The sequence below is a fragment of the Citrobacter sp. Cu231 genome, assembly GCF_030332265.1.
Lineage (GTDB): Bacteria > Pseudomonadota > Gammaproteobacteria > Enterobacterales > Enterobacteriaceae > Citrobacter > Citrobacter meridianamericanus.
The window spans coordinates 15521-41355 of the sequence record NZ_JAOWIE010000039.1 but is presented as its reverse complement, the minus strand read 5'-3'; the positions used below and the strand labels follow the sequence as shown (position 1 = coordinate 41355).

At 53.0% G+C, this 25835-nt stretch carries 25 protein-coding genes; 12 read left to right on the top strand and 13 right to left on the bottom strand.

The window, feature by feature from the left end; genetic code table 11:
- Positions 1–5 precede the first annotated feature (5 nt).
- Together ysgD and corA are read left to right on the top strand one after the other, a co-directional pair.
- A complete protein-coding gene (gene ysgD, locus OGY15_RS14150) occupies positions 6–62 on the top strand; it encodes a YsgD/CorL family protein (RefSeq protein WP_212723238.1) in 57 nt (18 codons plus the stop codon).
- Positions 63–217: 155 nt separating this feature from the next.
- Positions 218–1168, top strand: coding sequence for a magnesium/cobalt transporter CorA (corA, locus tag OGY15_RS14145; RefSeq protein ID WP_003017920.1), 951 nt, complete (start codon positions 218–220; stop codon positions 1166–1168).
- A gap of 41 nt (positions 1169–1209) precedes the next feature.
- Here corA and rarD read toward each other — a convergent pair whose 3' ends face one another.
- Both rarD and yigI read right to left on the bottom strand, forming a co-directional pair.
- On the bottom strand, positions 1210–2103 hold the full coding sequence (gene rarD / locus OGY15_RS14140) for an EamA family transporter RarD (protein WP_210905530.1): 894 nt from the start codon (positions 2101–2103) through the stop codon (positions 1210–1212).
- Between the two features lie 51 nt (positions 2104–2154).
- The gene (gene yigI, locus OGY15_RS14135) at positions 2155–2622 is read right to left on the bottom strand and encodes an acyl-CoA thioesterase YigI (protein ID WP_003017917.1); all 468 of its coding nucleotides are present in this window, start codon (positions 2620–2622) and stop codon (positions 2155–2157) included.
- Positions 2623–2787: 165 nt separating this feature from the next.
- Between yigI and pldA the strand changes: the two genes are divergently transcribed.
- The 3 genes from pldA to rhtC all read left to right on the top strand — a co-directional run bounded on the left by pldA (position 2788) and on the right by rhtC (position 6260).
- Positions 2788–3657 carry a phospholipase A gene (gene pldA, locus OGY15_RS14130; RefSeq protein WP_003017916.1) on the top strand — a complete coding sequence of 290 codons (870 nt, stop codon included), beginning with the start codon at positions 2788–2790 and terminating at the stop codon, positions 3655–3657.
- A gap of 88 nt (positions 3658–3745) precedes the next feature.
- Entirely contained in the window at positions 3746–5575 is a 1830-nt protein-coding gene (recQ, locus tag OGY15_RS14125; protein WP_151217238.1) for an ATP-dependent DNA helicase RecQ, read from the top strand.
- Between the two features lie 64 nt (positions 5576–5639).
- Entirely contained in the window at positions 5640–6260 is a 621-nt protein-coding gene (gene rhtC, locus OGY15_RS14120) for a threonine export protein RhtC (protein WP_151217236.1), read from the top strand.
- Positions 6261–6304: 44 nt separating this feature from the next.
- Here the strand turns inward: rhtC and rhtB are convergent, their stop codons facing one another.
- Positions 6305–6925, bottom strand: a complete 621-nt coding sequence (rhtB, locus tag OGY15_RS14115) for a homoserine/homoserine lactone efflux protein (protein WP_003828938.1) — start codon at positions 6923–6925, stop codon at positions 6305–6307.
- Positions 6926–7035: 110 nt separating this feature from the next.
- Between rhtB and pldB the strand changes: the two genes are divergently transcribed.
- The 3 genes from pldB (at position 7036) to OGY15_RS14100 (ending at position 9843) form a co-directional block, all read left to right on the top strand.
- On the top strand, positions 7036–8052 hold the full coding sequence (gene pldB, locus OGY15_RS14110; RefSeq protein WP_003017911.1) for a lysophospholipase L2: 1017 nt from the start codon (positions 7036–7038) through the stop codon (positions 8050–8052).
- Between the two features lie 15 nt (positions 8053–8067).
- Positions 8068–8868, top strand: coding sequence for a sugar/pyridoxal phosphate phosphatase YigL (gene yigL / locus OGY15_RS14105; RefSeq protein ID WP_151217234.1), 801 nt, complete (start codon positions 8068–8070; stop codon positions 8866–8868).
- A gap of 75 nt (positions 8869–8943) precedes the next feature.
- Complete coding sequence (locus OGY15_RS14100; RefSeq protein ID WP_003844634.1) at positions 8944–9843, top strand: carboxylate/amino acid/amine transporter; 900 nt, start codon at positions 8944–8946, stop codon at positions 9841–9843.
- Here the strand turns inward: OGY15_RS14100 and metR are convergent.
- Positions 9731–10684, bottom strand: coding sequence for an HTH-type transcriptional regulator MetR (metR, locus tag OGY15_RS14095; protein WP_003841224.1), 954 nt, complete (start codon positions 10682–10684; stop codon positions 9731–9733). The two genes, OGY15_RS14100 and metR, sit on opposite strands and share 113 nt — an antisense overlap.
- Positions 10685–10801: 117 nt before the next feature.
- On the opposite strand from metR, the gene metE reads away from it, so the two are divergent.
- Entirely contained in the window at positions 10802–13063 is a 2262-nt protein-coding gene (metE, locus tag OGY15_RS14090; protein WP_187260257.1) for a 5-methyltetrahydropteroyltriglutamate--homocysteine S-methyltransferase, read from the top strand.
- Positions 13064–13100: 37 nt separating this feature from the next.
- Here metE and OGY15_RS14085 read toward each other — a convergent pair whose 3' ends face one another.
- The 9 genes from OGY15_RS14085 to OGY15_RS14045 form a co-directional block, all read right to left on the bottom strand.
- Positions 13101–13994, bottom strand: a complete 894-nt coding sequence (locus tag OGY15_RS14085) for a LysR substrate-binding domain-containing protein (protein WP_151217230.1) — start codon at positions 13992–13994, stop codon at positions 13101–13103.
- A gap of 77 nt (positions 13995–14071) precedes the next feature.
- On the bottom strand, positions 14072–15295 hold the full coding sequence (locus OGY15_RS14080; RefSeq protein WP_200110929.1) for a cytosine permease: 1224 nt from the start codon (positions 15293–15295) through the stop codon (positions 14072–14074).
- 25 nt (positions 15296–15320) lie between these two features.
- Entirely contained in the window at positions 15321–15713 is a 393-nt protein-coding gene (locus OGY15_RS14075; RefSeq protein WP_252839013.1) for an allophanate hydrolase-related protein, read from the bottom strand.
- A gap of 15 nt (positions 15714–15728) precedes the next feature.
- On the bottom strand, positions 15729–16688 hold the full coding sequence (gene arcC, locus OGY15_RS14070) for a carbamate kinase (protein WP_151225761.1): 960 nt from the start codon (positions 16686–16688) through the stop codon (positions 15729–15731).
- Complete coding sequence (locus OGY15_RS14065) at positions 16685–18106, bottom strand: YlbE family protein (protein WP_151225763.1); 1422 nt, start codon at positions 18104–18106, stop codon at positions 16685–16687. The genes arcC and OGY15_RS14065 overlap by 4 nt, the downstream gene beginning before the upstream one ends.
- A complete protein-coding gene (gene fdrA / locus OGY15_RS14060) occupies positions 18103–19662 on the bottom strand; it encodes an acyl-CoA synthetase FdrA (RefSeq protein WP_151216373.1) in 1560 nt (519 codons plus the stop codon). Before fdrA ends, OGY15_RS14065 begins: the two co-directional genes overlap by 4 nt.
- Positions 19663–19752: 90 nt before the next feature.
- On the bottom strand, positions 19753–20613 hold the full coding sequence (locus tag OGY15_RS14055; protein ID WP_210905526.1) for an oxamate carbamoyltransferase subunit AllH family protein: 861 nt from the start codon (positions 20611–20613) through the stop codon (positions 19753–19755).
- A gap of 4 nt (positions 20614–20617) precedes the next feature.
- Positions 20618–21286 carry a cysteine hydrolase family protein gene (locus OGY15_RS14050; protein WP_151216371.1) on the bottom strand — a complete coding sequence of 223 codons (669 nt, stop codon included), beginning with the start codon at positions 21284–21286 and terminating at the stop codon, positions 20618–20620.
- 280 nt (positions 21287–21566) lie between these two features.
- Complete coding sequence (locus OGY15_RS14045; RefSeq protein ID WP_286539694.1) at positions 21567–22373, bottom strand: dienelactone hydrolase family protein; 807 nt, start codon at positions 22371–22373, stop codon at positions 21567–21569.
- Between the two features lie 265 nt (positions 22374–22638).
- Here OGY15_RS14045 and udp point away from each other — a divergent pair, with 265 nt between their 5' ends.
- The 3 genes from udp (at position 22639) to ubiE (ending at position 25822) form a co-directional block, all read left to right on the top strand.
- Positions 22639–23400 (top strand): uridine phosphorylase, encoded by a 762-nt coding sequence (gene udp / locus OGY15_RS14040; protein ID WP_057064426.1) that lies wholly within the window; start codon positions 22639–22641, stop codon positions 23398–23400.
- Between the two features lie 159 nt (positions 23401–23559).
- Positions 23560–24972 carry a DNA recombination protein RmuC gene (rmuC, locus tag OGY15_RS14035; RefSeq protein WP_502872301.1) on the top strand — a complete coding sequence of 471 codons (1413 nt, stop codon included), beginning with the start codon at positions 23560–23562 and terminating at the stop codon, positions 24970–24972.
- A gap of 94 nt (positions 24973–25066) precedes the next feature.
- On the top strand, positions 25067–25822 hold the full coding sequence (ubiE, locus tag OGY15_RS14030) for a bifunctional demethylmenaquinone methyltransferase/2-methoxy-6-polyprenyl-1,4-benzoquinol methylase UbiE (RefSeq protein WP_003017897.1): 756 nt from the start codon (positions 25067–25069) through the stop codon (positions 25820–25822).
- Positions 25823–25835 lie beyond the last annotated feature (13 nt).

Genomic DNA, 25835 nt, shown 5'->3' with positions numbered 1-25835 from the left:
TCGCCTTGGACACACCCAGTAGATACTGGCTCATTATCCTGTCATCCAGGATCAACTCCTAAGGCTATCCCTTTTTGCTGATAGCCTTCGCGGTTGTCAGCGACCTTCTGTTTTTTTCCCGTCGCGCTGAGTCAGGCTGTTTAATGGTCTGAAACCCAATTTGTTTCTGTGTGCCCTCCGAACTGTCCGATAATTTTTTGCATTGGGAGTCCCGGTCATGCTGAGCGCATTTCAACTGGAAAACAATCGTTTAACTCGCCTTGAGGCAGACGAGATCGAGCACCTGGCCAGTTCGGTTTGGGTCGATTTAGTCGAGCCGGATGACGAAGAACGAAACCGTGTGCAAAAGGACTTGGGCCAGAATCTGGCTACGCGCCCTGAACTGGAAGACATCGAAGCATCCGCGCGTTTTTTTGAAGACGAAGACGGTTTGCACATTCACTCCTTCTTCTTTTATGAAGACGCCGACGATCACGCGGGTAACTCAACCGTCGCATTTACTATTCGCGAAGGTCGACTGTTTACCCTGCGCGAGCGCGAATTACCGGCCTTTCGCCTGTACCGCATGCGTGCGCGTAACCAGGCGATGGTGGATGGCAACGCCTACGAGCTGTTGCTCGACTTGTTCGAAACAAAAATTGAACAGCTGGCGGATGAGATCGAAAATATCTACAGCGACCTGGAAAAACTCAGCCGTGTGATCATGGAAGGGCGTCAGGGCGATGAATATGACGAAGCGCTGTCGACGCTGGCGGAACTTGAAGATATCGGCTGGAAGGTACGCTTGTGTCTGATGGATACCCAACGCGCACTGAACTTCCTGGTACGTAAAGCGCGGTTGCCGGGTAGCCAGCTGGAACAGGCGCGTGAGATCCTGCGCGATATCGAATCTCTGCTGCCGCACAACGAATCGCTGTTCCAGAAGGTTAACTTCCTGATGCAGGCGGCGATGGGCTTTATCAACATTGAGCAGAACCGCATCATCAAGATCTTCTCGGTGGTCTCTGTGGTGTTCCTGCCGCCGACGCTGGTAGCTTCAAGTTATGGGATGAACTTTGAGTTCATGCCGGAACTGCACTGGAGCTTCGGGTATCCGGGGGCGATTGTCTTTATGATGCTCGCCGGTCTGGCGCCGTATCTGTACTTTAAGCGCAAAAACTGGCTGTAAGGGCTGTGCCGGATAAGGCGCAGCCGCCATCCGGCACTTCTTCAGCTCCGGCGCGCCCGTCGTTGCGTATAAATCGCATCCATTACGAAAATCGCCAGTGCGACCCAGATAAACGCGAAGGTGACCATCTTGTCCGCACCCGGGGCTTCACCGTAGAACGTTACCGCCAGCAGGAACATCAGCGTAGGGCCAATGTACTGGAAGAAACCCAGCGTCGACAGACGCAGGCGGGTTGCGGCGCCGGTAAAGCACAGCAGCGGAATGGTGGTCACGACACCCGCAGCAATCAGCAGCAGATTGAGCGACATTGGGTTTTGCCCCATATGGCTGGTTGGGCTGTCGGCAATGCCAAACAGATAGATGGCCGCGATGGGTAAAAGCCACAGCGTTTCGATCAGCATGCCGGTTTGTGCTTCGACGGCAATCTTCTTGCGCACCAGACCATAAAAAGCAAAGCTGAACGCCAGTCCCAGCGCAATTATTGGCAGCGATCCGAAGGTCCACAGCTGTACCAGTACGCCACAGGCGGCTAATAGTACCGCCAGCCACTGCATGCGACGGAAGCGCTCGCCGAGGAAAAGCATTCCCAGCACAATATTCACCAGCGGGTTAATAAAATAGCCGAGGCTGGCTTCCAGCATATGGTGATTATTGACTGCCCAAATGAACAGCAGCCAGTTTCCGCCAATGAGCACTGCAGAGAGCGCCAGCAGGAATATCTTCTTTGGCGTTTGGAGTAATGTTTTGACACCCGACCACTGGCGGCTGATGCTCATCAGCACCACCATGAAGAAAAATGACCAGATGACGCGGTGCGTCAGGATTTCATCCGCCGGGACATAGTAAATCAGCTTGAAGTAGGCAGGTGCGATACCCCAAATAAAATAAGCAGCAAGAGCGAGTAACACGCCCTGCCGCGTTTGTTTAGCATCCATCGGGAAAACTCATTGCAGAAATGTAACAGCAGTTTACCTTTTTTTGGCTGCTTACCCCACCATATAAGTGGCGGTTGCGCTGGCAATATAAAGCTGTTCTTCGTTATGCAGTTCCACGCGCGCCACGGCGACTTTATTACCCGCCCGCAGCAGGCTGCTGGTGGCGGTAAAGCGATTCCCTCTCCCCGGGCGCAGGTAATCAACGCGCAAATCGATGGTTCCCATGCGTGACATCCGCTGACGTAATTCGTCTTCACTGATCGTCTCATGGCGGGTTAGCGTACTGCCAACGCACACCAGTCCGGCGGCGACGTCCAGCGCCGAGGCGATCACGCCGCCATGCAAAATGCTTTGCGCCCAGTTGCCGACCATCATCGGTTGGTTATTAAAGGCTAATTGAGCGAATTCTTTCTCATAGCGTTCAAGCTCCAGTCCCAGTGCCCGGTTAAACGGCATATGATAGACGAACATTTCACCCACTAACTTCAGCGCTTCCTCAGCAGTAAGTACGGCAGACATACGATCCCTACATCTTAATGGTTAATGAAATGTTGATATTATGCTTATTATTTGTTGTTTTCTACTTTTGGACGGGATAACTAACGAGGAACTCGCTAAGTATGTAGAATACTTGCCAGATAATTATACAATTCATCAATATTTTGGTTCAGGAGAACAGTACCGATGCGGGCGATTCTGGGATGGTTACTACCAGCAGTCATGCTGCCGTTGACCGCGTATGCGCAGGAAGCGACAGTGAAAGAGATTCATGATGCACCCGCGGTTCGCGGCAGTATTATCGCCAACATGCTGCAGGAGCATGACAATCCTTTCACGCTTTATCCTTATGACACCAACTATCTTATCTACACCAATACCAGCGACATGAACAAAGAAGCGATCAGCAGCTATAGCTGGTCCGAAAATGCGCGCAAAGATGAGGTTAAGTTTCAGCTAAGCCTGGCGTTTCCGCTCTGGCGCGGGATCTTAGGTCCGAACTCGGTACTTGGCGGCTCCTATACCCAGAAGTCCTGGTGGCAGCTTTCGAATAGCGAAGAGTCTTCCCCATTTCGCGAAACCAATTATGAACCGCAATTGTTCCTCGGTTTCGCCACCGACTATCGCTTCGCTGGTTGGACGCTCCGCGATGTCGAAATGGGTTATAACCATGACTCCAACGGTCGGTCTGACCCCACTTCACGTAGCTGGAATCGTCTTTACACGCGTTTGATGGCTGAAAACGGTAACTGGCTGGTGGAAGTTAAGCCGTGGTACGTCATCGGCAGCACCGACGATAACCCGGATATCACAAAATATATGGGCTACTATCAGCTCAAACTGGGTTATCACCTCGGTGACGCCGTCTTAAGTGCGAAAGGTCAGTACAACTGGAATACCGGCTACGGCGGTGCTGAGTTGGGTGTCAGTTACCCCATTACGAAGCATGTGCGCCTTTACACCCAGGTTTACAGCGGTTACGGCGAATCGCTGATTGACTATAACTTCAATCAGACCCGTGTTGGCGTGGGCGTGATGCTCAACGATATCTTCTGACAGGTATTGAGAGTATTTTAATCATTGCAGTTTCTCTCTCAGGCGCTGAAAATAGCGCCTGTTTTTATTTCAGGCTAATGGGGTTAATGTGGCGCAGGCGGAAGTGTTGAATCTGGAAATGGGCGCTAAACAGGTTTTGCAAGAAACCTTTGGCTACCAACAGTTTCGCCCGGGTCAGGAAGAAATCATTGATACCGTGATCTCTGGTCGCGACTGCCTGGTCGTTATGCCGACCGGCGGCGGTAAATCCCTGTGCTATCAGATTCCCGCATTATTGCTCAACGGGCTCACCGTTGTTGTTTCTCCGCTGATTTCTCTGATGAAAGATCAGGTCGATCAACTGCTGGCCAACGGCGTGGCGGCAGCATGCCTTAACTCCACTCAAAGTCGCGAGCAGCAGCTTGAGGTGATGGCAGGCTGTCGCAGCGGACAGATTCGCCTGTTGTACATTGCGCCTGAGCGCCTGATGCTGGATAACTTCCTTGAAAACCTGGCGCACTGGAACCCGGTGCTGCTGGCGGTAGATGAAGCGCACTGTATTTCGCAATGGGGACATGATTTCCGCCCGGAATACGCGGCGCTGGGACAGTTGCGTCAACGTTTCCCAACCCTGCCGTTTGTGGCGCTGACCGCGACCGCGGACGAAACCACCCGGCTGGACATTGTGCGTCTGCTGGGCCTCAACGACCCGTTAATTCAGATCAGCAGCTTCGACCGCCCAAATATTCGCTACATGCTGATGGAGAAGTTTAAGCCGCTCGATCAACTGATGCGCTATGTGCAAGAGCAGCGCGGTAAGTCCGGCATTATCTACTGTAACAGCCGTGCTAAAGTTGAAGACACCGCCGCGCGCCTGCAAAGCCGGGGCATCAGTGCCGGGGCTTATCATGCCGGGCTGGAAAATACCGTACGCGCCGACGTGCAGGAGAAATTCCAGCGCGATGATCTGCAAATTGTGGTGGCAACCGTGGCGTTCGGCATGGGGATCAACAAACCCAACGTACGTTTCGTGGTGCATTTCGATATTCCACGTAACATCGAGTCTTACTACCAGGAAACCGGTCGCGCCGGGCGTGATGGCCTGCCTGCGGAAGCAATGTTGTTTTACGATCCGGCAGATATGGCGTGGCTACGCCGTTGTCTCGAAGAGAAACCCGCCGGACAACTGCTGGATATCGAACGGCATAAACTCAATGCGATGGGGGCGTTTGCCGAGGCGCAAACCTGTCGTCGTCTGGTGCTGCTGAACTATTTTGGCGAAGGGCGTCAGGAGCCGTGTGGTAACTGCGATATTTGTCTCGATCCGCCAAAGCAGTACGACGGACTCATGGATGCGCGTAAAGCGCTGTCGACCATCTACCGTGTGAATCAACGTTTTGGTATGGGTTATGTCGTCGAGGTTCTGCGTGGGGCGAATAACCAGCGTATTCGCGAGCTGGCCCATGACAAGCTGCCGGTCTACGGCATTGGTCGTGAGCAAAGCCATGAACACTGGGTCAGCGTTATTCGCCAGCTTATTCATCTTGGTCTGGTGACGCAGAATATTGCCCATCACTCGGCATTACAGTTAACCGAAGCCGCGCGTCCGGTGCTACGCGGTGACGTTCCACTACAGCTTGCCGTGCCGCGTATTGTGGCGCTGAAACCGCGCGCAATGCAGAAATCCTTTGGCGGTAATTACGATCGCAAACTGTTCGCCAAACTGCGTAAGCTGCGTAAAGCCATTGCTGATGAAGAGAATATCCCGCCTTACGTGGTGTTCAACGACGCCACACTGATTGAAATGGCCGAACAAATGCCGGTTTCACCGAGCGAAATGCTGAGCGTTAATGGCGTGGGAATGCGTAAACTTGAGCGTTTTGGCAAAGAGTTTATGGCACTTATCCGCGCACATGTGGATGGTGACGACGAAGAGTAGTCAGCCGGGCAAAAAAGTGCCAGGATGGTGACTCACTGAACTATTCCCCCGCGAGTCATTTTTTATGTTAACGCTATTTTTCACCGTTGCGTTGGTGCACATCGTTGCGCTGATGAGTCCCGGCCCCGATTTTTTCTTTGTCTCTCAAACGGCCGTTAGCCGTTCGCGCAAAGAAGCGATGATGGGCGTGCTGGGTATTACCTGTGGCGTCATGGTCTGGGCTGGCGTGGCGCTGCTCGGCCTGCATCTGATTATTGAAAAAATGGCCTGGCTACATACCATTATTATGGTCGGCGGGGGTCTGTATCTGTGCTGGATGGGGTATCAGATGCTGCGCGGCGCGTTTAAAAAACAGGACGTGGCTCCTTCCAATCCGCAGGTTGAGCTGGCGCAGAGCGGACGCAGCTTCTTGAAAGGTCTGCTGACCAATCTGGCGAATCCTAAAGCCATTATCTATTTTGGCTCTGTCTTCTCATTATTCGTTGGCGACAACGTGGGAACGGGCGCGCGTTGGGGAATTTTTGCCCTGATCATCGTGGAAACGTTGGCGTGGTTTACTGTGGTTGCCAGCCTGTTTGCGCTGCCGAAAATGCGTCGTGGCTATCAGCGCCTGGCGAAGTGGATTGACGGTTTTGCTGGCGCGCTGTTCGCGGGCTTCGGTATCCACCTGATCATTTCGCGCTGAGTTCGTTCCAGACCGGATAAGCGTTAGCGGGTCCGGTCCTGTAATCAGGCATGCCTTGCCGATGCCAGCAGGGCGCCTATCAGCATAAATAGCGAACCAAACACTTTGTTCAGCGCCTTCATTTGCTTTGGCCCTTTAATCCATCCTGCAATGCGCGTAGCCAGCGTCGCGTAACCGATCATCACAATGATATCGACCACGATGGTCGTAACGCCAAGCACCACATACTGCATCAGCTGCGGTTCCTGCGGCAGAATAAACTGCGGGAACAGAGCAGCAAGAAAAACAATGCTCTTGGGATTGGTCAGATTCACAAAGACCGCGCGTTTGAACAGGCGACTGCGCGATTGCGTATTTGCCATGGTGTTCAGATCGATAGCGCCCGCTGCCCGCCATTGTTGAATGCCCAGCCAAATCAGATAGGCTGCTCCCGCCCACTTCAGCACCTCAAACGCGATCACCGAACGAGAAAATAGCGTTCCCAGCCCCACGCCAACCAAAACGATATGAATGCCCAGCCCGGTCTGTAAACCCGCAATCGACGCGCTGGCACCGCGATAACCGTGACTGATGGCAGTGGTCATGGTGTTGATTGCGCCTGAACCTGGAGACAAGCTCAAAATAATAGAGGTCAGCAGGTAGGCGAACCACCATTCAAAGGTCATGAGAAACTCCCGGATTGTCTATTTTTATGCCACAATACGCTACTGTCGTTAGGTTGTGTCAGCGACGGTGAAAAAAACGATTTTACTTGGTCAGCGAGGCTGGATACCCGATGTTTCAGCAGCAAAAAGACTGGGAAACAAGAGAAAACGCGTTTGCTGCTTTTTCCATGGGGCCACTGACAGATTTCTGGCGTCAGCGGGAAGAAGCGGAATTTACGGGTGTGGATGATATCCCCGTACATTTTGTTCGTTTTCATGCAGAAAAAAACGATCGCGTCATCGTCGTCTGTCCTGGACGCATTGAAAGCTACGTGAAATACGCTGAACTGGCGTATGACCTGTTTCATTCTGGTTTTGACGTGCTCATTATCGACCACCGTGGCCAGGGGCGCTCCGGGCGCATGCTGTCGGATCCGCATCGCGGTCATGTCGATAACTTTAATGACTATGTCGACGATTTAACCGCCTTCTGGCAGCAGGAAGTGCTACCCGGTCCGTGGAGAAAGCGCTATATACTGGCGCATTCGATGGGCGGTGCGATTGCCACATTGTTCCTGCAGCGCCACCCGAATCAGTGTGATGCCATCGCGCTTTGCGCGCCGATGTTTGGTATTGTGATGCGCTTTCCCGACTGGATGGTGCGCCACATTCTGGACTGGGCTGAAGGGCATCCACGGATCCGCGAAGGCTATGCGATGGGCACCGGGCGCTGGCGGGCGCTACCCTTCGGCATGAATGCGTTAACTCATAGTCGACAGCGCTATCGGCGCAATCTACGTTTCTATGCTGATGAGCCGCGGCTACGTGTAGGCGGCCCGACCTACCATTGGGTACGTGAAGGTATTCTGGCAGGCGAACAGGTTCTGGCTGGTGCGGGAGATGACGCGACGCCGACCCTACTAATTCAGGCCGAAGAAGAGCGTGTGGTGGATAACCGCATGCACGATCGTTTTTGTGAACTCCGCGCCGCGGCGGGCCATCCTGTAGAAGGAGGTCAGCCGCTTGTCATAAAAGGCGCGTACCATGAGATCCTTTTTGAAAAGGACGCAATGCGCTCAGTCGCGCTTAACGCTATTGTCGAATTTTTCGACAAGCATAACTCATCCAGCGGAACCCGCTTTGCCTAGAGGTTTAATTTTCTTATGTATCAGGTTGTTGCGTCTGATTTAGACGGTACGCTGCTTTCCCCCGACCATACTTTGTCCCCTTATGCCAAAGAGACGCTGAAATTACTGACTGCTCGTGGCGTTAACTTCGTGTTTGCGACTGGCCGTCATCATGTTGATGTGGGACAAATTCGCGATAACCTCGGTATTAAAACCTACATGATCACCTCCAACGGTGCGCGGGTGCATGATTCTGATGGAAATCTGGTGTTTTCTCATAACCTGGATCGCGACATTGCCAGCGACCTGTTTGGCGTAGTGAATGCAAATCCGGACATCGTGACCAACGTTTATCGTGATGATGAGTGGTTTATGAACCGCCATCGCCCCGACGAAATGCGCTTTTTCAAAGAAGCGGTGTTTAACTATTCCCTGTTTGAACCTGCGCTACTGGAGCCGGAAGGCGTCAGCAAAGTTTTCTTCACCACCGATTCTCACGAAAGATTGCTGCCGCTGGAGCAGGCGATTAACGCCCGCTGGGGCGATCGCGTCAACGTTAGCTTCTCTACGCTTACCTGTCTGGAAGTCATGGCGGGCGGCGTATCGAAAGGTCATGCGCTGGAAGCGGTAGCGAAAGCGATGGGCTACAACCTGAAAGACTGTATCGCTTTTGGCGACGGGATGAACGACGCGGAAATGCTCTCCATGGCGGGCAAAGGCTGCATCATGGGCAACGCCCACCAGCGTCTGAAGGATCTGCATCCGGAACTGGAAGTCATCGGACTCAACGCCGACGATGCCGTGCCACACTATCTGCGCGATCTCTTTTTAAAGTAATTGTTCTTTAGTTGACCAGTTGTCAACTAAACTCTCCGCTACAATGGATGTTCCCTGTTCTAAGAGACATCCATTGTGGCGCTACTCATCATTACCACTATTTTGTGGGCCTTTTCCTTCAGCCTGTTTGGCGAGTACCTTGCTGGTCATGTCGATAGCTATTTTGCAGTGCTGGTGCGCGTTGGACTCGCGGCGCTGGTGTTCCTGCCGTTTTTACGTACCCGTGGGCATAGCGTAAAAACAATCGCGCTGTATATGCTGGTGGGGGCCATGCAGCTTGGCATTATGTATATGCTGAGTTTTCACGCCTACCTGTATCTGACGGTTTCAGAGCTGTTGCTTTTCACCGTACTGACGCCGCTCTACATCACGCTGATTTATGACCTGATGAGCGGGCGGCGTCTGCGTTGGAGCTACGCTTTCAGTGCGTTACTGGCGGTGATTGGCGCGGGGATTATTCGTTACGATCAGGTAACCAGCCACTTCTGGACTGGCCTGCTGCTGGTGCAGCTTTCCAACATTAGTTTTGCCATCGGTATGGTGGGCTATAAGCGTCTGATGGAAACCCGCCCAATGCCACAGCATAACGCTTTTGCCTGGTTTTACATGGGGGCCTTTATGGTGGCTGTCGTGGCCTGGTTCATGCTGGGCAATGCGCAGAAAATGCCTACCACTACGCTACAGTGGGGTATCCTGGTATTTCTTGGCGTGGCGGCGTCCGGCATTGGTTACTTTATGTGGAACTACGGTGCGACCCAAGTGGATGCAGGTACGTTGGGCATCATGAACAATATGCATGTGCCAGCCGGGCTGTTGGTCAACCTGGCTATCTGGCATCAACAGCCTCACTGGCCAAGCTTCATCATTGGCGCGGCTGTGATAGTGGCCTCACTGTGGGTACATCGAAAGTGGGTCGTTCCGCACTCCGCACAAACGGCAGATGATCGCAGGCGTGATTCCGCGCTGAGCGAATAAACGCTTCCGTGACCGGCTGCCGCTGCTCGCCATCACGCACGGCGGCGTACAGTCGGCTCCACAATCCATCGCCCAGGGTTTTGGTCACCACCAGGCCCTGGCGTTCAAAACTCTCCACCACCCAGTGTGGTAACGCGGCGATACCCATTCTGGCGGCAACCATTTGAATCAGCAGCAGGGTGTTATCCACGCTCTTCAGCGACGGGCTCACGCCCGCAGGCTGTAAGAAATGCCGCCAGACATCCAGTCTACTCCGTTGCACCGGGTAAATAAGCAGCGTCTCGCTGGCTAAATCTTCCGGTGTGATTTGCGTTTTGCTGGCTAACGGATGATCCGGCGCCAGTACCAGGCGGACTTCAAAATCGAACATCGGTGAGTAGTGCAGTCCACTGCGCGGCAGAATGTCGGAAGTTAATACCAGATCCAGCTCATCTTGCTGTAGCGCCGGTTGCGGATCAAACGTTACACCGGATTTAAAGTCCATCTCCACCTGCGGCCAGTTGGCACGAAAATTCTCCAGCGCGGGCGTCAGCCACTGGATACAGCTGTGGCATTCAATGGCGATTCGCAGCCGGGTTTGCTGCGGTTCGTTGCAGGCCTGCAGTGCCCGGCCAATTTGCGGCAACACCTGATTTGCCAGCTGCAGCAAAATTTCGCCCTGCGGCGTAAAGCGCAGCGGCTGGCTTTTACGGATAAAGAGTCGAAAGCCAAGGCGCTGCTCCAGATCGCTGAACTGGTGAGAAAGGGCGGATTGGGTCTGATGCAACGTCGCTGCGGCGGCTGCCAGCGAACCACTATTCCGCAACGCCTGGAGCGTTTTCAGGTGTTTAATCTCGATCATGAAAGTCCTTCACTTCGGCATGAACAAATTGCGCTTGAGGAATATACAGTACTTGCGAAATATAGCGGTGTAAACATCTGGATGGCTAAAACCTGCAAATTAAATAAGAGGCATATAATGACAATACTTAATCACACCCTCGGTTTCCCTCGTGTTGGCCTTCGTCGCGAGTTGAAGAAAGCGCAAGAAAGTTACTGGGCGGGAAATTCCTCCCGTGAAGAATTGCTGGCCGTTGGCCGCGAGCTGCGTGCCCGCCATTGGGATCAGCAGAAGCTGGCGGGTGTTGACCTGCTGCCGGTAGGTGATTTTGCCTGGTACGACCATGTTCTGACCACCAGCCTGCTGCTCGGCAACGTTCCGGCTCGTCATCAGAACAAAGACGGTTCGGTTGATATTGATACCTTATTCCGCATTGGCCGTGGCCGCGCACCGACCGGTGAGCCAGCGGCGGCGGCAGAAATGACTAAATGGTTTAACACCAACTATCACTACATGGTACCGGAGTTCACCAAAGGTCAGCAGTTCAAACTGACCTGGACGCAACTGCTGGATGAAGTAGACGAAGCGCTGGCGCTTGGCCATAAGGTGAAACCTGTGCTGCTGGGGCCGGTAACTTACCTGTGGCTGGGGAAAGTGAAGGGCGAACAGTTTGATCGCCTGAGTCTGTTGAACGATATTCTGCCGGTTTACCAGCAGGTGCTGGCGGAGCTGGCAAAACGGGGTATTGAGTGGGTGCAAATCGATGAACCGGCTCTGGTGCTGGAGTTGCCGCAAGCGTGGCTGGATGCCTTTAAACCGGCTTATGACGCCCTGCAAGGCCAGGTGAAGCTGCTGCTGACCACCTATTTTGAAGGCGTCACGCCGAATCTGGATACCATTACCGCGCTGCCGGTACAGGGGCTGCACGTTGACTTCGTGCATGGTAAAGATGATGTCGCCGAGCTGCACAAGCGTCTGCCTGCCGACTGGCTGCTGTCAGCGGGTCTGGTGAATGGGCGCAACGTATGGCGCGCCGATCTCAGTGAGAAATATGCGCAAATTAAAGATATCGTCGGAAAACGTAATCTGTGGGTGGCCTCTTCCTGCTCACTGCTGCATAGCCCCATCGATCTCAGTGTGGAAACCCGCCTTGATGCGGAAGTGAAGAGCTGGTTTGCTTTCGCCCTGCAAAAATGCGGCGAACTGGCGCTGCTGCGCGATGCGCTAAACAGTGGTGATACGGCGGCAATTGTGGCGTGGAGCGCACCGATTCAGGCTCGTCGTCACTCTACCCGCGTCCACAACGCTGCAGTGGAAAAACGTCTGGCGGCGATCACCGCCCAGGACAGCCAGCGCGCCAACGCTTACCCGGTTCGCGCCGAGGCACAGCGTGCCCGTTTTAATCTGCCGGCATGGCCGACCACGACTATTGGCTCATTCCCGCAAACCACGGAAATTCGCGGCCTGCGTCTGGACTTCAAAAAAGGCAACCTGGATGCCGGTAACTATCGCACAGGGATCGCGGAACATATCAAACAGGCGATCGCCGAACAGGAGCGCCTGGGTCTCGACGTGCTGGTACACGGTGAAGCCGAACGTAACGACATGGTGGAATACTTTGGTGAGCATCTGGACGGGTTTGTCTTTACCCAGAACGGTTGGGTGCAGAGCTATGGCTCCCGTTGCGTGAAGCCGCCGGTGGTGATTGGCGACGTCAGCCGCCCGGAAGCGATCACCGTGGAGTGGGCGAAGTATGCCCAGTCGCTGACCGACAAACCGGTAAAAGGTATGCTGACCGGTCCGGTGACCATTCTCTGTTGGTCATTCCCGCGTGAAGACGTGACGCGTGAAACCATCGCGAAGCAGATTGCGCTAGCATTGCGTGATGAAGTCGCGGATCTGGAAGCGGCGGGGATTGGTATTATTCAGATTGACGAACCGGCACTGCGTGAAGGTTTACCGCTGCGTCGCAGCGACTGGGCGGCGTATCTGGAGTGGGGCGTGGAAGCCTTCCGCATTAACGCGGCAGTGGCGAAGGATGAAACCCAGATCCACACCCACATGTGTTACTGCGAGTTCAACGACATCATGGATTCCATTGCGGCGCTGGACGCGGACGTGATCACTATTGAGACTTCACGTTCTGATATGGAGCTGCTGGAATCGTTTGAAGAGTTCGACTATCCGAACGAAATCGGGCCGGGCGTCTACGACATTCACTCGCCGAACGTCCCGAGCGTGGAGTGGATTGAAGCCCTGCTGAAGAAAGCCGAGCAGCGTATTCCGGCAGAGCGTCTGTGGGTGAACCCGGACTGCGGCCTGAAAACGCGCGGCTGGCCGGAAACCCGTGCTGCGCTGGCCAACATGGTTAAAGCGGCGCAGAATCTGCGTCAGGCTTAACCTCTACAGCGGAGGCAAAAGCCTCCGCTCTTCCCTGTTAACTGGCATAAAGCGCCGGTTTCTTTAAATAGTCGATGCACCACTGGCACACTTTCCCCATGCCATCCGAACGGGCTGCCAGGAATAATTTTGTCGCATGTTTATGCTCGCGCATCGGTTTTTTCAACAGTTTGCCACTATTTAACAGCGGGAGCGCTAAATGGTGCGGGATATAGCCAATGCCGACATTTTGTTCGATAAGTGCAATGGCGGTAGCAAAGTCTGGTACGAACAGCGGTTTTTGTCCCTCCAGTAACCATGCTTGTAACGGCGTAAAATTTACGGATGTATCACGAATACACACTGCGGTGTACTGGCGAAGTTCTGCGTTTTCCAGCGGATGGCGCTCACTGGCGAGCGGATGTCGCGGGCTGACGACAAAATCCCATTCAAGCTGGCCAATAGGTTCACTGACAATACCTTCAGTACTGGGGACGGCATGTGGCGCGCCAATCACCAGATCGGCACGTCTGCTGTAGAGCGCGTCCCAACAACCGTTGTATACCTCAAGGCAGACCGTCAGAGTTGTCGAGGAGAATTGTCGTTCGAAATCGTGGATAAACGCCACCAACAAAGGGGCGGGAATAATATTGTTCACCGCAATTGTTAATTCGCGCTCGACGCCATCATGGATCAGAGCGGTGTTACGCTTAAGCGCCTCCATATCACCGAGAATGGTCTTGCTATGTTCAATAAAATAGCGGCCAGCAGGTGTGATTTCGATATATCGACCTTTGCGAGTAAACAGCGCTACCCCCAGGCTTTCTTCCGCTTTTTTAATGGTGTAACTGATGGCTGAAGGCACCTTATTTAATTGTTCTGCGGCGATGCTGATGCTCTGATGCCTGGCGACCAGATGAATAACACGAAGGGTTTCGTCAGAGATGAACATAAGGTTTCCTGGTTGGCAGAGATCGGCTAAACCGATCCCGGTTCAGCCGTAATGTTAATGCCAATTATACCCAGGAACTAATGATGTTGGCCCAGTCGACTTAACAGTATATAAGCGATACAAGCTACAACAATCGAATCCACCGAAGGAATACTGGTTAGAGTGAAGAGGCCTTTTACCGTCATAAAACCTACAGCGGCGCCAAGGATCCATGCAACAAACGTCAGTACCTTAATCTGTGGCTCTTGCGTCAGCACCAATTCCTGATAACCATTTCGGCGATAGAGGAAAAAGTCGGCAATATAAATACCTGCTACAGGCGGCGTCGCGATACCGAGGAACAGTAGGAAGGGAATGAACCACGCCATAATATCCAGACTTCCGACTATCGCAGAGAGTACACCCAGGGCGATAGTAATTTGCCATTTAGGGAACCGGGTTAACAGTGTTGAAACCACTAACGTACCCTGAAACATATTTCCGGCATTCCCTGTTACACAGGCAAAGATCAGCAGCAGCGCGCCTGGCAATACGGCGCCAAATATTGTCATGGCTCCCAGCAGAGAACCCTGACCGCTGAGGGCGCTGGGCGTTGCGCCAGCCCAGTAAAGTAGCGGATAGGCAATTAGGAACGTCACAGCCGCAGAGATGAGAGCATGTTTGCGATTATGCACAAAGCTGCCGAAATCAGGTAGCGTAGCGACAAGTACGATAATGGTGCCGACGACGGTCGAGACAGCGACACCTGTATTCATGCTGACAACTTCCGCTGGCGCGGTGACTTCGCTGTGTGTCGCAATATAGAGGATATAGCACAGTACTAAGGCGATGATCGGCACCGCGACCTGTGCGACTTTACCCAATACGGCAAAGCCAAATGCCGTAGATGCGACGAATACCACGCAACCCGCTATCACCAGCAGAGGGACAGGAAGCGTTATGCCGTGCTGTAACAGTAAGTCATGGACAGAGTGACCAAACATATTTGCAGTCACGGCAATCCAGCCAAAAAGACTGATTGCCATCAGGATATTGATAGCAATGGCCCCTTTTTCACCGAAAGCGTACTTAACAATACCGTATGTCGGCAGACGGGCTTTTTCGCCAACGCTGATCGTGATGGCGGCAAGGATGGTAAGGATTAACCCACCCAACAGCACTACAGTAACCAGACTGCTACTGGAGAGTTGGTTGCCAAGACTTGAGGACGACAGCAAAACCGGTGTTACTGCGATCCCCAACAGAATCATGGCAATTCTCAAGCCTGATGCAGTATTCATACTCTCTTCTGTTTTACGCATATCCTGTTCCCTCTGTTAATGCGCATTACACGGTATGAAAATGACCGGTGTATTTGCGCCAGCTTCCTAATTCGGTAATTTCCCGTTGCCCTTCTGTCAGCCAGTTTTCCGCCAGTACACCCAAAACTTCACTGCCATCTTCGAGTTTGACTTTGCCGATTGCCAGTCCGGCTGGCTCACTCATCAGCAGTTCAGCAAAACTGGCCAGTGGTAATTGCCAAATTTCCAGAGCCACGTGAGTACCACCTTGGGCAACGCGGATCATCCCCGGATGTTGGTCGTTAATGCTCCACAAACGGTAGTGCGCATCAGTGCGGTCTTCGCGGATAAAGACACCGCCTGCATTTTGCATATTTTTATTGAGTTCCAGGCCGCGCATCAGGGTTCCGTTGACGGCCAGTAGGGTTGTTGTAGTCATCTTATTCTCCTAAAGCTAAAGGGTTATCCATGTGCCGTTTTGATGGTCCAGTGCAGATTTGATCGCCTGCGGGCTGGTGATCAGACCGCTGGCGTTCTTGCCCTGTTGTCGGCTGGCATTCATGAAATCGAGAATTGCTTCGACTTTGGGCTGCATGCTGCCGACGCCAAACTGACCTTCCTGCAGGAGCTTTTCGGCTTGCGCGATGCTGAGCGTTTCCAGCCATTGCTGCTGTGGTGTGCCGAAGTTAATCGCCACTTTTTCCACGCCAGTCGGGATAACCAGCAAGTCCGCTCCCAGTTGGCTGGCAAGCAGCGCGGAAGCGAGATCTTTATCTATCACCGCCTCAACCCCCTGCAACTGGTGATGCGCATCGCGTATGACAGGGATCCCGCCACCGCCGCAGGCGATAACGATATAGCCCTGCCGCACTAACTGCGCGATAGTGTCTCGTTCAATGATTTCCAGAGGCCTTGGCGACGGTACGGTACGTCGCCAGCCTCGTCCGGCATCCTCCATCATCGTCCAGCCAAGCTGTTGCTGGCGTTCACGTGCAGTGTGTTCGTCCAGAAATGCACCGATGGGTTTACTTGGGTTAGCAAAAGCGTCGTCGTGCTGGCTGACCCGTGTTTGCGTGATGAGTGCCACAACCGGCTTATGGAGGCTGCGGCGCGCAAGTTCGTTATGCAGCGCTTTCTGAAACATATAGCCGATCGCGCCCTGAGTATCGCCGACCGCATAATCCAGCGGGACCGGCGAGACTTCACTGCTAGCTAACTCGGATCGACGTAAAATAAAGCCCACTTGTGGGCCATTGCCATGAGTCAGTACCAGGTCCCATCCAGCTTCGACCATATCGGTAATGTGCTTCACGCTTTCCATGACGGCCTCGTACTGATCGGAGATACTATTACGCCGATCGTCCTGAATCAGCGCGTTGCCGCCAACGGCAACGACAGCCAGAGGTTTATTCACGGTTTTTCTCCTTGTGCGACGATCCGCGCCAGCGCGGCAATGGCATCAACAAAACAGCGCATTGGCGCGGTCGTGATCCCTGCGCCAATCTGACCGACACCTGCCTGTTTATGGGCGATCCCCGTATTGATGACCGGTAAAATCCCCCTGTCGGCCACCTTACGTGCATCGATTCCCGCCGCCGTCGGAGCAAAATTGAGTGCTGGCAGAGTAAATGCCGGATTGCCGCCCAGGGTGATTGCCTGCATGCGTCTGCTGTTGTTGGTGGCATCTGCAGGTGTTCCGCCAACAAATTTCACAATTGCTGGGGAAGAAGCCATGGCAAAACCACCCACGCCCGCGGTTTCGGTAATAGCGCTGTCGCCAAGATCGGCGGCGGCATCGTCTACTCCATAGCCGGGGAAAAATAACCCTTCAACCGCATTGGCCGGAGCCTGGAACCACTGGTCGCCTGTACCCGAAAGACGAATACCAAAATTCACGCCGTTGCGGGCCATAACGGTAACCATGGAACTGAAAGGAACATTGGTTGCCGCGTCCATCATTGCTTTGCAGGCCGCCATCGAGAGATTAAGAAAGAAGTGATCATTGCTGGTAATGAAGGTGACCGTTCGCTGCAACTGCTCCGCAGGTAAATTACTGGACAACAGCGCAGGCAGTAGGCGTTTGATGAGCAGGCCGGTCGCGGCGGCGTTACGGTTGTGAACCTCGTCACCCATATGCAGCGCCTGGGCCATGAGTGGTTTTAGCTCCAGTTCGCCAAGACGAATGACAGCCGCTTTCAGTGCCGGTGCCAGCTCGTCACGCATCCAGTACAAGCGATTGAGTACCTCATCGTTGTTCGCTCCGAAGCGTAAAACCTTACCCAGCCCTTCATTAAAATTGCTGAACGTACGCTGACCGTTAGTCTTGTTCTCGATGACCCACAGCGGCATCGACGGACTGATAATTCCCGCCATTGGTCCAACAGCGTGATAATGGTGGCACGGTTCAAGTTCGATATCTCCCGCCAGAATCTGGCACTCCGCCTCTTCATGGCTGGTGGCCCACCCTTCAAAGAGCATTGCGCCGATGATTGCGCCTTTTACCGGCCCACACATGTTTTCCCAGCTAATGGGGGGGCCGGAGTGAAGAATACGTTTACTTTTAGCCATTTCTGGAATTGCTTCATGAGCCTGCATAACATCGACCAGTACCGGTTGGGCGCTGAGATAGCGCTCCATGGCGATTTTATTCGCCTGTTCAACCAGCGGATGGTGTATTAAAGAGGCCAGCTCCAGTCCGGCATTCACATCTCCCTGTGCGGGCGGCTGCCAGCTCAACGCTATTGCTTCACCGCCGACTTTCTGAATATTGTTGGCGAAACTCTGTAATCCGGCGTTTACCACTTTCAGCGGCTGATTAAACAAGGTATTCATGCAATTACTTCCTTCTTCTCAATCTGAATCTGCGCCACGATGCTGGCCCATTGCGCAGCCTGGGCATTACAGTCAGCGATAATGACGCCAGCATCACGCAAAGCGCTGACCTGGCGACTTCTTTGCTGGGGATCGCTTTCGGTACCGCAAACGTGAGCAATCATCAGTGGTGCCTGCTGTTGATCAATCTGTGTGAGTTGTTCGAGTAATTCAGCAGCAGGTGCTTCAGACGCACCGTATCCCAACACCAAATCGAACAGAACGACGGCGGTCTGCGGATCGTTAAGTTCAGCGAGCAGACGTTGATTGCGTAATGTCGGGTCGATCATGGGATGTGGCTTACCTCGGGTAAAATCGTCATCACCCATATCTATCAGCGTGTGGTTATGGCTTTGCCAGATATTGGCAAGCGTTTGGTTACCCGACACCGGCGTGTTTGATGCGGCGGTAAAACCGTTTTGCTGACAGATGAGCTGCGCTTCGTAGCAGAATGTTCCTCCTGCAAAAACACCGCGGATAGCCTGACGAGTTGGAGCCAAACGCTGGCAGGCTTGTTGCAGTGCAGTAAGGTCTGACGGTGAAGGCTGATAGCGAGTTTCCGTTAGTGGGCGTTTGTTTAGCAACGCGACGGCAAGGTCTGCTGCGCCAGCAAGGGTTGTCGCTGCGGTTACGTTTGGTCGCGTAACGGTTTGTGGGTCGGCTCCCAGGAAATTGACGACGACCGGCTTGCCGGCAGACTGCGCCAGTTGCAGAATACGTTCAGCTACCACTGATGACGGTGGTTTGGAAATCAATACGATGACGTGGGTGTCGTCATCATCCATGAGTGCTTGCAGCCCAAACAGCATCGAAATCCCGCCGATGTCTTCGCTCAGATCGTGGCCGCCAGTACCGAGCGCCTGAGAGATACCTGCACCCAGTTGGTCAATACGACAGGTGACTTCCTGTAATCCCGTGCCGGAGGCTCCCACCACGCCGATATGACCGCGGTTTACTACATTCGCGAAACCCAATGGAATGCCGTTAATAATGGCGGTTCCGCAATCGGGCCCCATGACGATACGGTTACGATCACGAGCGAGGTTTTTTATCGCTTTTTCTTGCTCAATGCTGACGTTATCGCTGAACATCATCACATTCAGACCAAGATTCAGCGCTTTAATGGCTTCCGCCGCGGCGTAGTCACCAGGGACCGAAATCAGCGCCAGATTGGCATCAGGCACTTTCTCCAGCGCCATTTCTATACTCACTATATCCGGTGTTTTTACACCCTCGTCACCTTCATCTTCCGGTTTACTGGTCAGGCGTTGTTCTGCGATATCCAGCGCTTCGGCGCAGATATCCTCCTCTCCCATTACCGCTATGACCAGGTCGTTTGGCCCTGCTTTGACGTTGTCGCCAAGCCCGGCGTGACTAAGCTGCTCAAGATTTGTTGATGTTCCCATCACCACGGAAGCCTGCTGAATGCCTGGTAACGCGCTGATTTGCGCCGAAATCTGCATCAGGGATACGGAATCCTGATAGAGGTTTCTGAAAATTTTATTCTTTACTTTCATTGTGTTATGTCCGTCGTTTATCACCCGATAACAGATTTCGGGTACAGCGATTCCGCGTAGCGATCTGCGCTACGAGAGCATTTCATTTATTCAATGGTGTGCGTACAGCGTTCTCATGCCGTGAAGCAAACCGGCCAGGCAGTCGACGCCCGATGTCGCCCCAAATTGCATGACCTGTTCTGCACAGGCGATAATCGTTGTTGTAGGCGCGTCAGCATTAAGCTGTTTGAGCAACTCGCAAATCGGTTGCGAAAAATGACCTTGTAGCGCGCCGTGTAAATAATGCTGGCTGATGTCAGTTGTGTACGGTAGTTGCCGTTCAATAGCCTGTTGCAATCTGGTGTAGTGAGCCTCAAGACCGGGACAGAGTTTCCACTGCCAAAGCGCCGCCAGATAACCCAGTAGATAGTCATCGCCATCCGGCGTTAGCCCTTTGCCGTAACCGATTAACCGGGGGACCTGTTCTTCAAGTTGCTCCGGCGACTCTTGTGGCCTTAACCCCCGTTGGCGAATATTTCCCTGCCATTGCAGTGCGCTTTCTACCTCATGTTCCAGGCAAAACAGCAGCAGTTGAGAATCCAGCGTCCTGTAGTGCCGTTGGGGCCACAAACAGGTTTTCGGATCCAGCGATTCACATCGGAGTTGGGGCTGCCATACTGCGGCTGCGTTCAGGTCCACACGAAAACGCTGGGCTATTAATACGCCATCGGCTAACCGAATTGTCCCGGTTCCTGTGATCTCCCGCCGCCAGTCCCACCATTCTGGCAGCATGATCCGTGCCGCATCCGCCAGGTTTTGATACTTCTCTGCACACAGCAGCGTGAGGTGCCGTCCTTCTTCTGAGCGCAGATTCAGAGCATGCTGAAATGCACTGTGAACCCGCAGAATGTGTCGTCCTTTCACCGGAAAGAGATACCCTAGCGAAAGCGCAGAAAGTGCCGCCGGCGTCATGACGTTAGCCTTTCAACCCTGCGATAATGGCATCAGCGTGACTGACCCAACCAAAAATCGCGCCCTGGGCTTTGATCATCTCCAGCGCATATTTCTGGAACTCTGGAAAGTAGGAACCCACACAATCTTCAGGAATGATGCATTCATAGCCCCGATCGTTGGCTTCTCGTACCGTCGTCGTCACGCATACTTCAGTCGTGACGCCGCAGACAATTAACGTTTTGATCCCGTGATTTTGTAAAATCAGATGTAAATCAGTCTGGTAGAACGCACCTTTACCTGGTTTGTCGATAACCGGTTCACCCGAGACCGGGTACAGTTCAGGGATAATGTCGTGACCGGCTTCGCCCCGAACCAAAATGCGTCCCATAGGGCCTGTTTCGCCAATGAAAGTTTTACCGCCGCGGGTGAGTTTCGCCGCCGGGCAATCGCTAAGATCGGCGCGGTGCCCTTCGCGAGTATGAATCACAAGTAAGCCTTTATCGCGCGCAGCCGCTAATACCTTTTTACATGGCTCAATTGCGCTTCGAACCAACGAGACATCGTTACCTAATGCTTCACCAAAACCACCTGCCTCAACAAAGTCACGTTGCATATCGATCATCACCAGTGCGGTGGTATGCGGATCAAAAGGCAGAGCAAAAGGTTGGGCCTGGAAAGTCTGTTGCGTCATGATCAATCTCCTGTTCACAGAATAAGCAATTCGCTGGGTCTGTTACTGAGTATTCAGGAGAATAGCGATGTTAAACAGAAAAATAGTTTGGCGCTAAGCAACGAAAATTTTGCATTTGATGGGGGAGGAGTACGTCAAATGTGAAGGCGATCATAGCGCCTTCTTTAACAGCAAAAAAATTGATGCAGCGAGACTGTATAATTAAAAAAATTGTCGCAAGAATGTGACGCAATACACTTATTTTTTCTGAGGGATACCCTGGCCGAAGCCAGGGTTGTCCTTATTTTTTACTGCTGTACTGGGTAAACCACTCCAGCATTCTCTGCCAGCCATCCTTAGCGGACTCTTCGTGATAGCTCGGGCGATAATCGGCGTTAAACGCATGTCCGGCATCGGGATAGACCACGATTTCCGCTTTAGCATTGGCGGCGCGTAGCGCCTGACGCATTGTTTCAACGGTATCTTGTGGAATACTGGTGTCCTGGCCGCCATAAAGCCCCAGAACGGGAGCGTTAAGATCGGTCGCGATATCAACGGGATGTTTCGGCGAGTTGAGGGTTTTATCGCCCACCAGTTTGCCGTACCACGCCACCGCCGCTTTTAACTGTGGATTATGTGCGGCATACAGCCAGGTAATGCGCCCGCCCCAGCAGAATCCGGTAATCATCAGTTGATGCGCATCACCTCCGTTGCGGGAGGCCCAGCTGGCGACGTGATCCAAATCGGCCAGTACCTGAGAGTCAGGTACTTTGGCGACAAGGCCGCTGAGCAGCGTGGGAATGTCGGCAAAGTCATTGGGATCGCCTTCGCGAAAATAGAGCTCTGGAGCGATAGCCAGATACCCTTCCAGAGCCAGACGGCGGCAAACGTCACGAATGTGTTCATGAATGCCAAAAATCTCCTGCACGACAATAACCACGGGCAGCGGGCCATCGGTTTGCTTTGGTCGTGCGTGATACGCTGGCATATCATCGCCTTGTGAAGGTATGGATGTTACTCCGGCGATAATTGCGTTATCTGGAGTGTGAACCGTGGTAGACGTTGGTGGAGATACAGCAGGTGCAAAGCCAGATTGTCGTGTTGTCATGGTATTCTCCGTACCCTTAAATATTCAGCCAAAAAGCGCATTGTTAACTATAGACACATGCAACGAACCACATTGCCTTAAACGGGCTATCTTTTGTGCAGGGGTTCCTTACATCGCATCGTTTATGTGATTCAAGTCACTATTTGATGGTAATTGAATGCAATTGATTTACATCATAGTGATGACTGTCACGAAAATATGTTCATGCCTTCGGTAAAGTGTGTTTTTGCTTCTTCTGACAAAACCGATTCACAGAGGAGTTTTTATGTCTAAGTCTGATGTTTTTCATCTCGGCCTCACTAAGAGCGATTTACAAGGGGCTACGCTTGCTATCGTCCCTGGCGACCCGGAGCGTGTGGAAAAGATCGCCGCGCTGATGGATAAGCCGGTTAAGCTGGCATCTCATCGCGAGTTCACTACCTGGCGTGCTGAGCTGGATGGTAAAGCCGTGATCGTTTGCTCTACCGGTATCGGTGGCCCGTCAACCTCTATTGCCGTAGAAGAACTGGCACAGCTGGGCATTCGTACCTTCCTGCGTATCGGTACGACTGGCGCTATCCAGCCACATATCAACGTGGGTGATGTCCTGGTCACCACGGCTTCTGTCCGTCTGGATGGAGCAAGCCTGCACTTCGCGCCCATGGAGTTCCCGGCTGTTGCGGACTTCGAGTGCACCACCGCGCTGGTGGAAGCGGCGAAATCAATCGGCGCCACCACCCACATTGGCGTTACTGCGTCTTCTGATACCTTCTACCCGGGCCAGGAGCGTTATGACACCTTCTCTGGTCGCGTAGTGAGCCGTTTTAAAGGCTCTATGGAAGAGTGGCAGTCTATGGGCGTCATGAACTACGAAATGGAATCCGCCACGCTGCTGACCATGTGCGCTAGCCAGGGTCTGCGTGCCGGTATGGTTGCGGGTGTTATCGTGAACCGTACTCAGCAAGAGATCCCTAATGCGGAAACGATGAAACAAACAGAAAGCCACGCGGTGAAAATCGTGGTGGAAGCTGCGCGTCGTTTACTGTAATTCTCCCGTCTATTCAAAAAGGCCGACGCGTTCGGCCTTTTTATTTTGCGTAGTGCCTCGCAGGAAATTCCTTTTAAACTGGACGTTTATACAGCACAATTCTATTTTGTGCCGGTAAGTCGTAGCTGTAAGGGGGGCGTTGTGGATATTTCAATTGTGATGAGTGCCGTGCTGGCATTAGCCGCAGGACTGCTGGTCGGGTGGCTGGCAACAAAAGCGCACGCCGACAGGATCCGTGCCGATCTCATCGAAGAACGACGTGAACTGGATATCGCGCTAAGCGCCGCCCGGCAACAACTCTCACAGGAAGCCCACTGGCGTGATGAGTGCGAACTGCTTAATAACGAATTGCGCAGCCTGCACAGTATCAACACCTCTCTGGAAGCCGATCTCCGTGAAGTCACTACCCGGCTGGAAGCAACGCAACAGCATGCGGAAGATAAGATCCGTCAGATGATCAACAGCGAACAGCGCCTGAGCGAGCAGTTTGAAAATCTGGCGAACCGTATTTTCGAGCACAGCAATCGCCGCGTAGATGAGCAAAATCGCCAAAGCCTGAACAGCCTGCTGGCACCGCTTCGCGAACAACTGGACGGTTTTCGACGCCAGGTTCAGGACAGCTTTGGCAAAGAGGCGCAGGAACGCCATACTCTGGCGCACGAAATTCGTAATCTCCAACAACTGAATGCGCAGATGGCACAGGAAGCGGTAAACCTGACGCGGGCATTAAAAGGTGATAACAAAACGCAGGGGAACTGGGGCGAGGTCGTACTCACGCGGGTGCTTGAGGCTTCCGGTCTGCGCGAAGGCTATGAATACGAAACCCAGGTCAGCATCGAAAACGACGCCCGTTCACGGATGCAGCCAGATGTTATTGTTCGATTACCGCAGGGCAAAGATGTGGTGATTGATGCGAAAATGACGCTGGTCGCCTATGAACGCTATTTTAACGCTGAAGATGAATCCACCCGCGAGAGCGCGCTACAGGAGCACATCGCCTCGGTGCGAAACCACATTCGTCTGTTGGGCCGCAAAGACTATCAGCAGCTTCCTGGATTACGTACGCTTGACTATGTGCTGATGTTTATCCCCGTTGAGCCAGCTTTTTTACTGGCGCTCGACAGGCAGCCCGAACTGATTACCGAAGCGCTTAGAAATAACATTATGCTGGTCAGTCCCACCACGCTGTTGGTGGCATTGCGTACGATTGCCAATCTGTGGCGCTACGAGCATCAGAGCCGTAATGCGCAACAAATTGCCGATCGGGCCAGCAAACTTTATGACAAGATGCGGTTGTTTGTGGATGATATGTCGGCAATTGGTCAAAGCCTGGATAAAGCCCAGGACAACTACCGACAGGCGATGAAAAAACTCTCTTCAGGCCGTGGAAACGTCCTGTCGCAGGCCGAAGCGTTTCGCAGTTTAGGAGTGGAAATTAAGCGCGAGATTAATCCTGAGCTGGCTGAACAAGCCACTACGCAGGATGAAGAGTACCGCTTGCGCTCGGTCCCTGAAACGCAACAAGATGAGCCTTACTCCGATGATGAAGCGGTAAATCAGCAATCAAGCTAGTCCATTTGGGGTAGTTGAACCCGGCAGAAGGGTAGGGCAAATTGGCCCAATCTGTTACACTTCTCGAACATTTTTTGAATGAGCAGGCACTGAGATGGTGGATAATTCACAAGAAACGACGCACTTTGGCTTTCAGACCGTCGCTAAAGAGCAGAAAGCTGACATGGTGGCCCACGTTTTTCATTCTGTGGCCTCTAAATATGACGTTATGAATGACTTAATGTCATTCGGCATTCATCGTTTGTGGAAGCGCTTCACCATTGACTGCAGTGGCGTGCGTCGCGGACAAACCGTTCTCGATTTGGCTGGCGGTACCGGCGATCTGACGGCGAAATTCTCTCGCATGGTAGGCGAAACCGGCAAAGTTGTGCTGGCGGATATCAATGACTCGATGCTCAAAATGGGTCGTGAAAAGCTGCGCAATATCGGTGTAGTGGGGAACGTTGAGTACGTTCAGGCGAATGCGGAAGCATTACCTTTCCCTGACAACACGTTTGACTGCATCACCATCTCTTTCGGTCTGCGCAACGTGACGGATAAAGACAAAGCATTACGCTCAATGTATCGCGTGTTGAAGCCGGGCGGGCGTCTACTGGTGCTGGAGTTCTCTAAGCCGATTATCGAACCGCTGAGCAAAGCCTACGACGCGTACTCTTTCCACGTTCTACCGCGTATTGGCTCAATGGTAGCAAGCGATGCAGACAGTTATCGCTATTTGGCGGAGTCAATCCGCATGCATCCCGATCAGGACACCTTAAAAGCAATGATGCAAGATGCCGGGTTCGAAAGCGTTGATTACTACAACCTGACGGCAGGTGTCGTTGCGCTGCATCGTGGTTACAAGTTCTGACAGGAGATTGGGG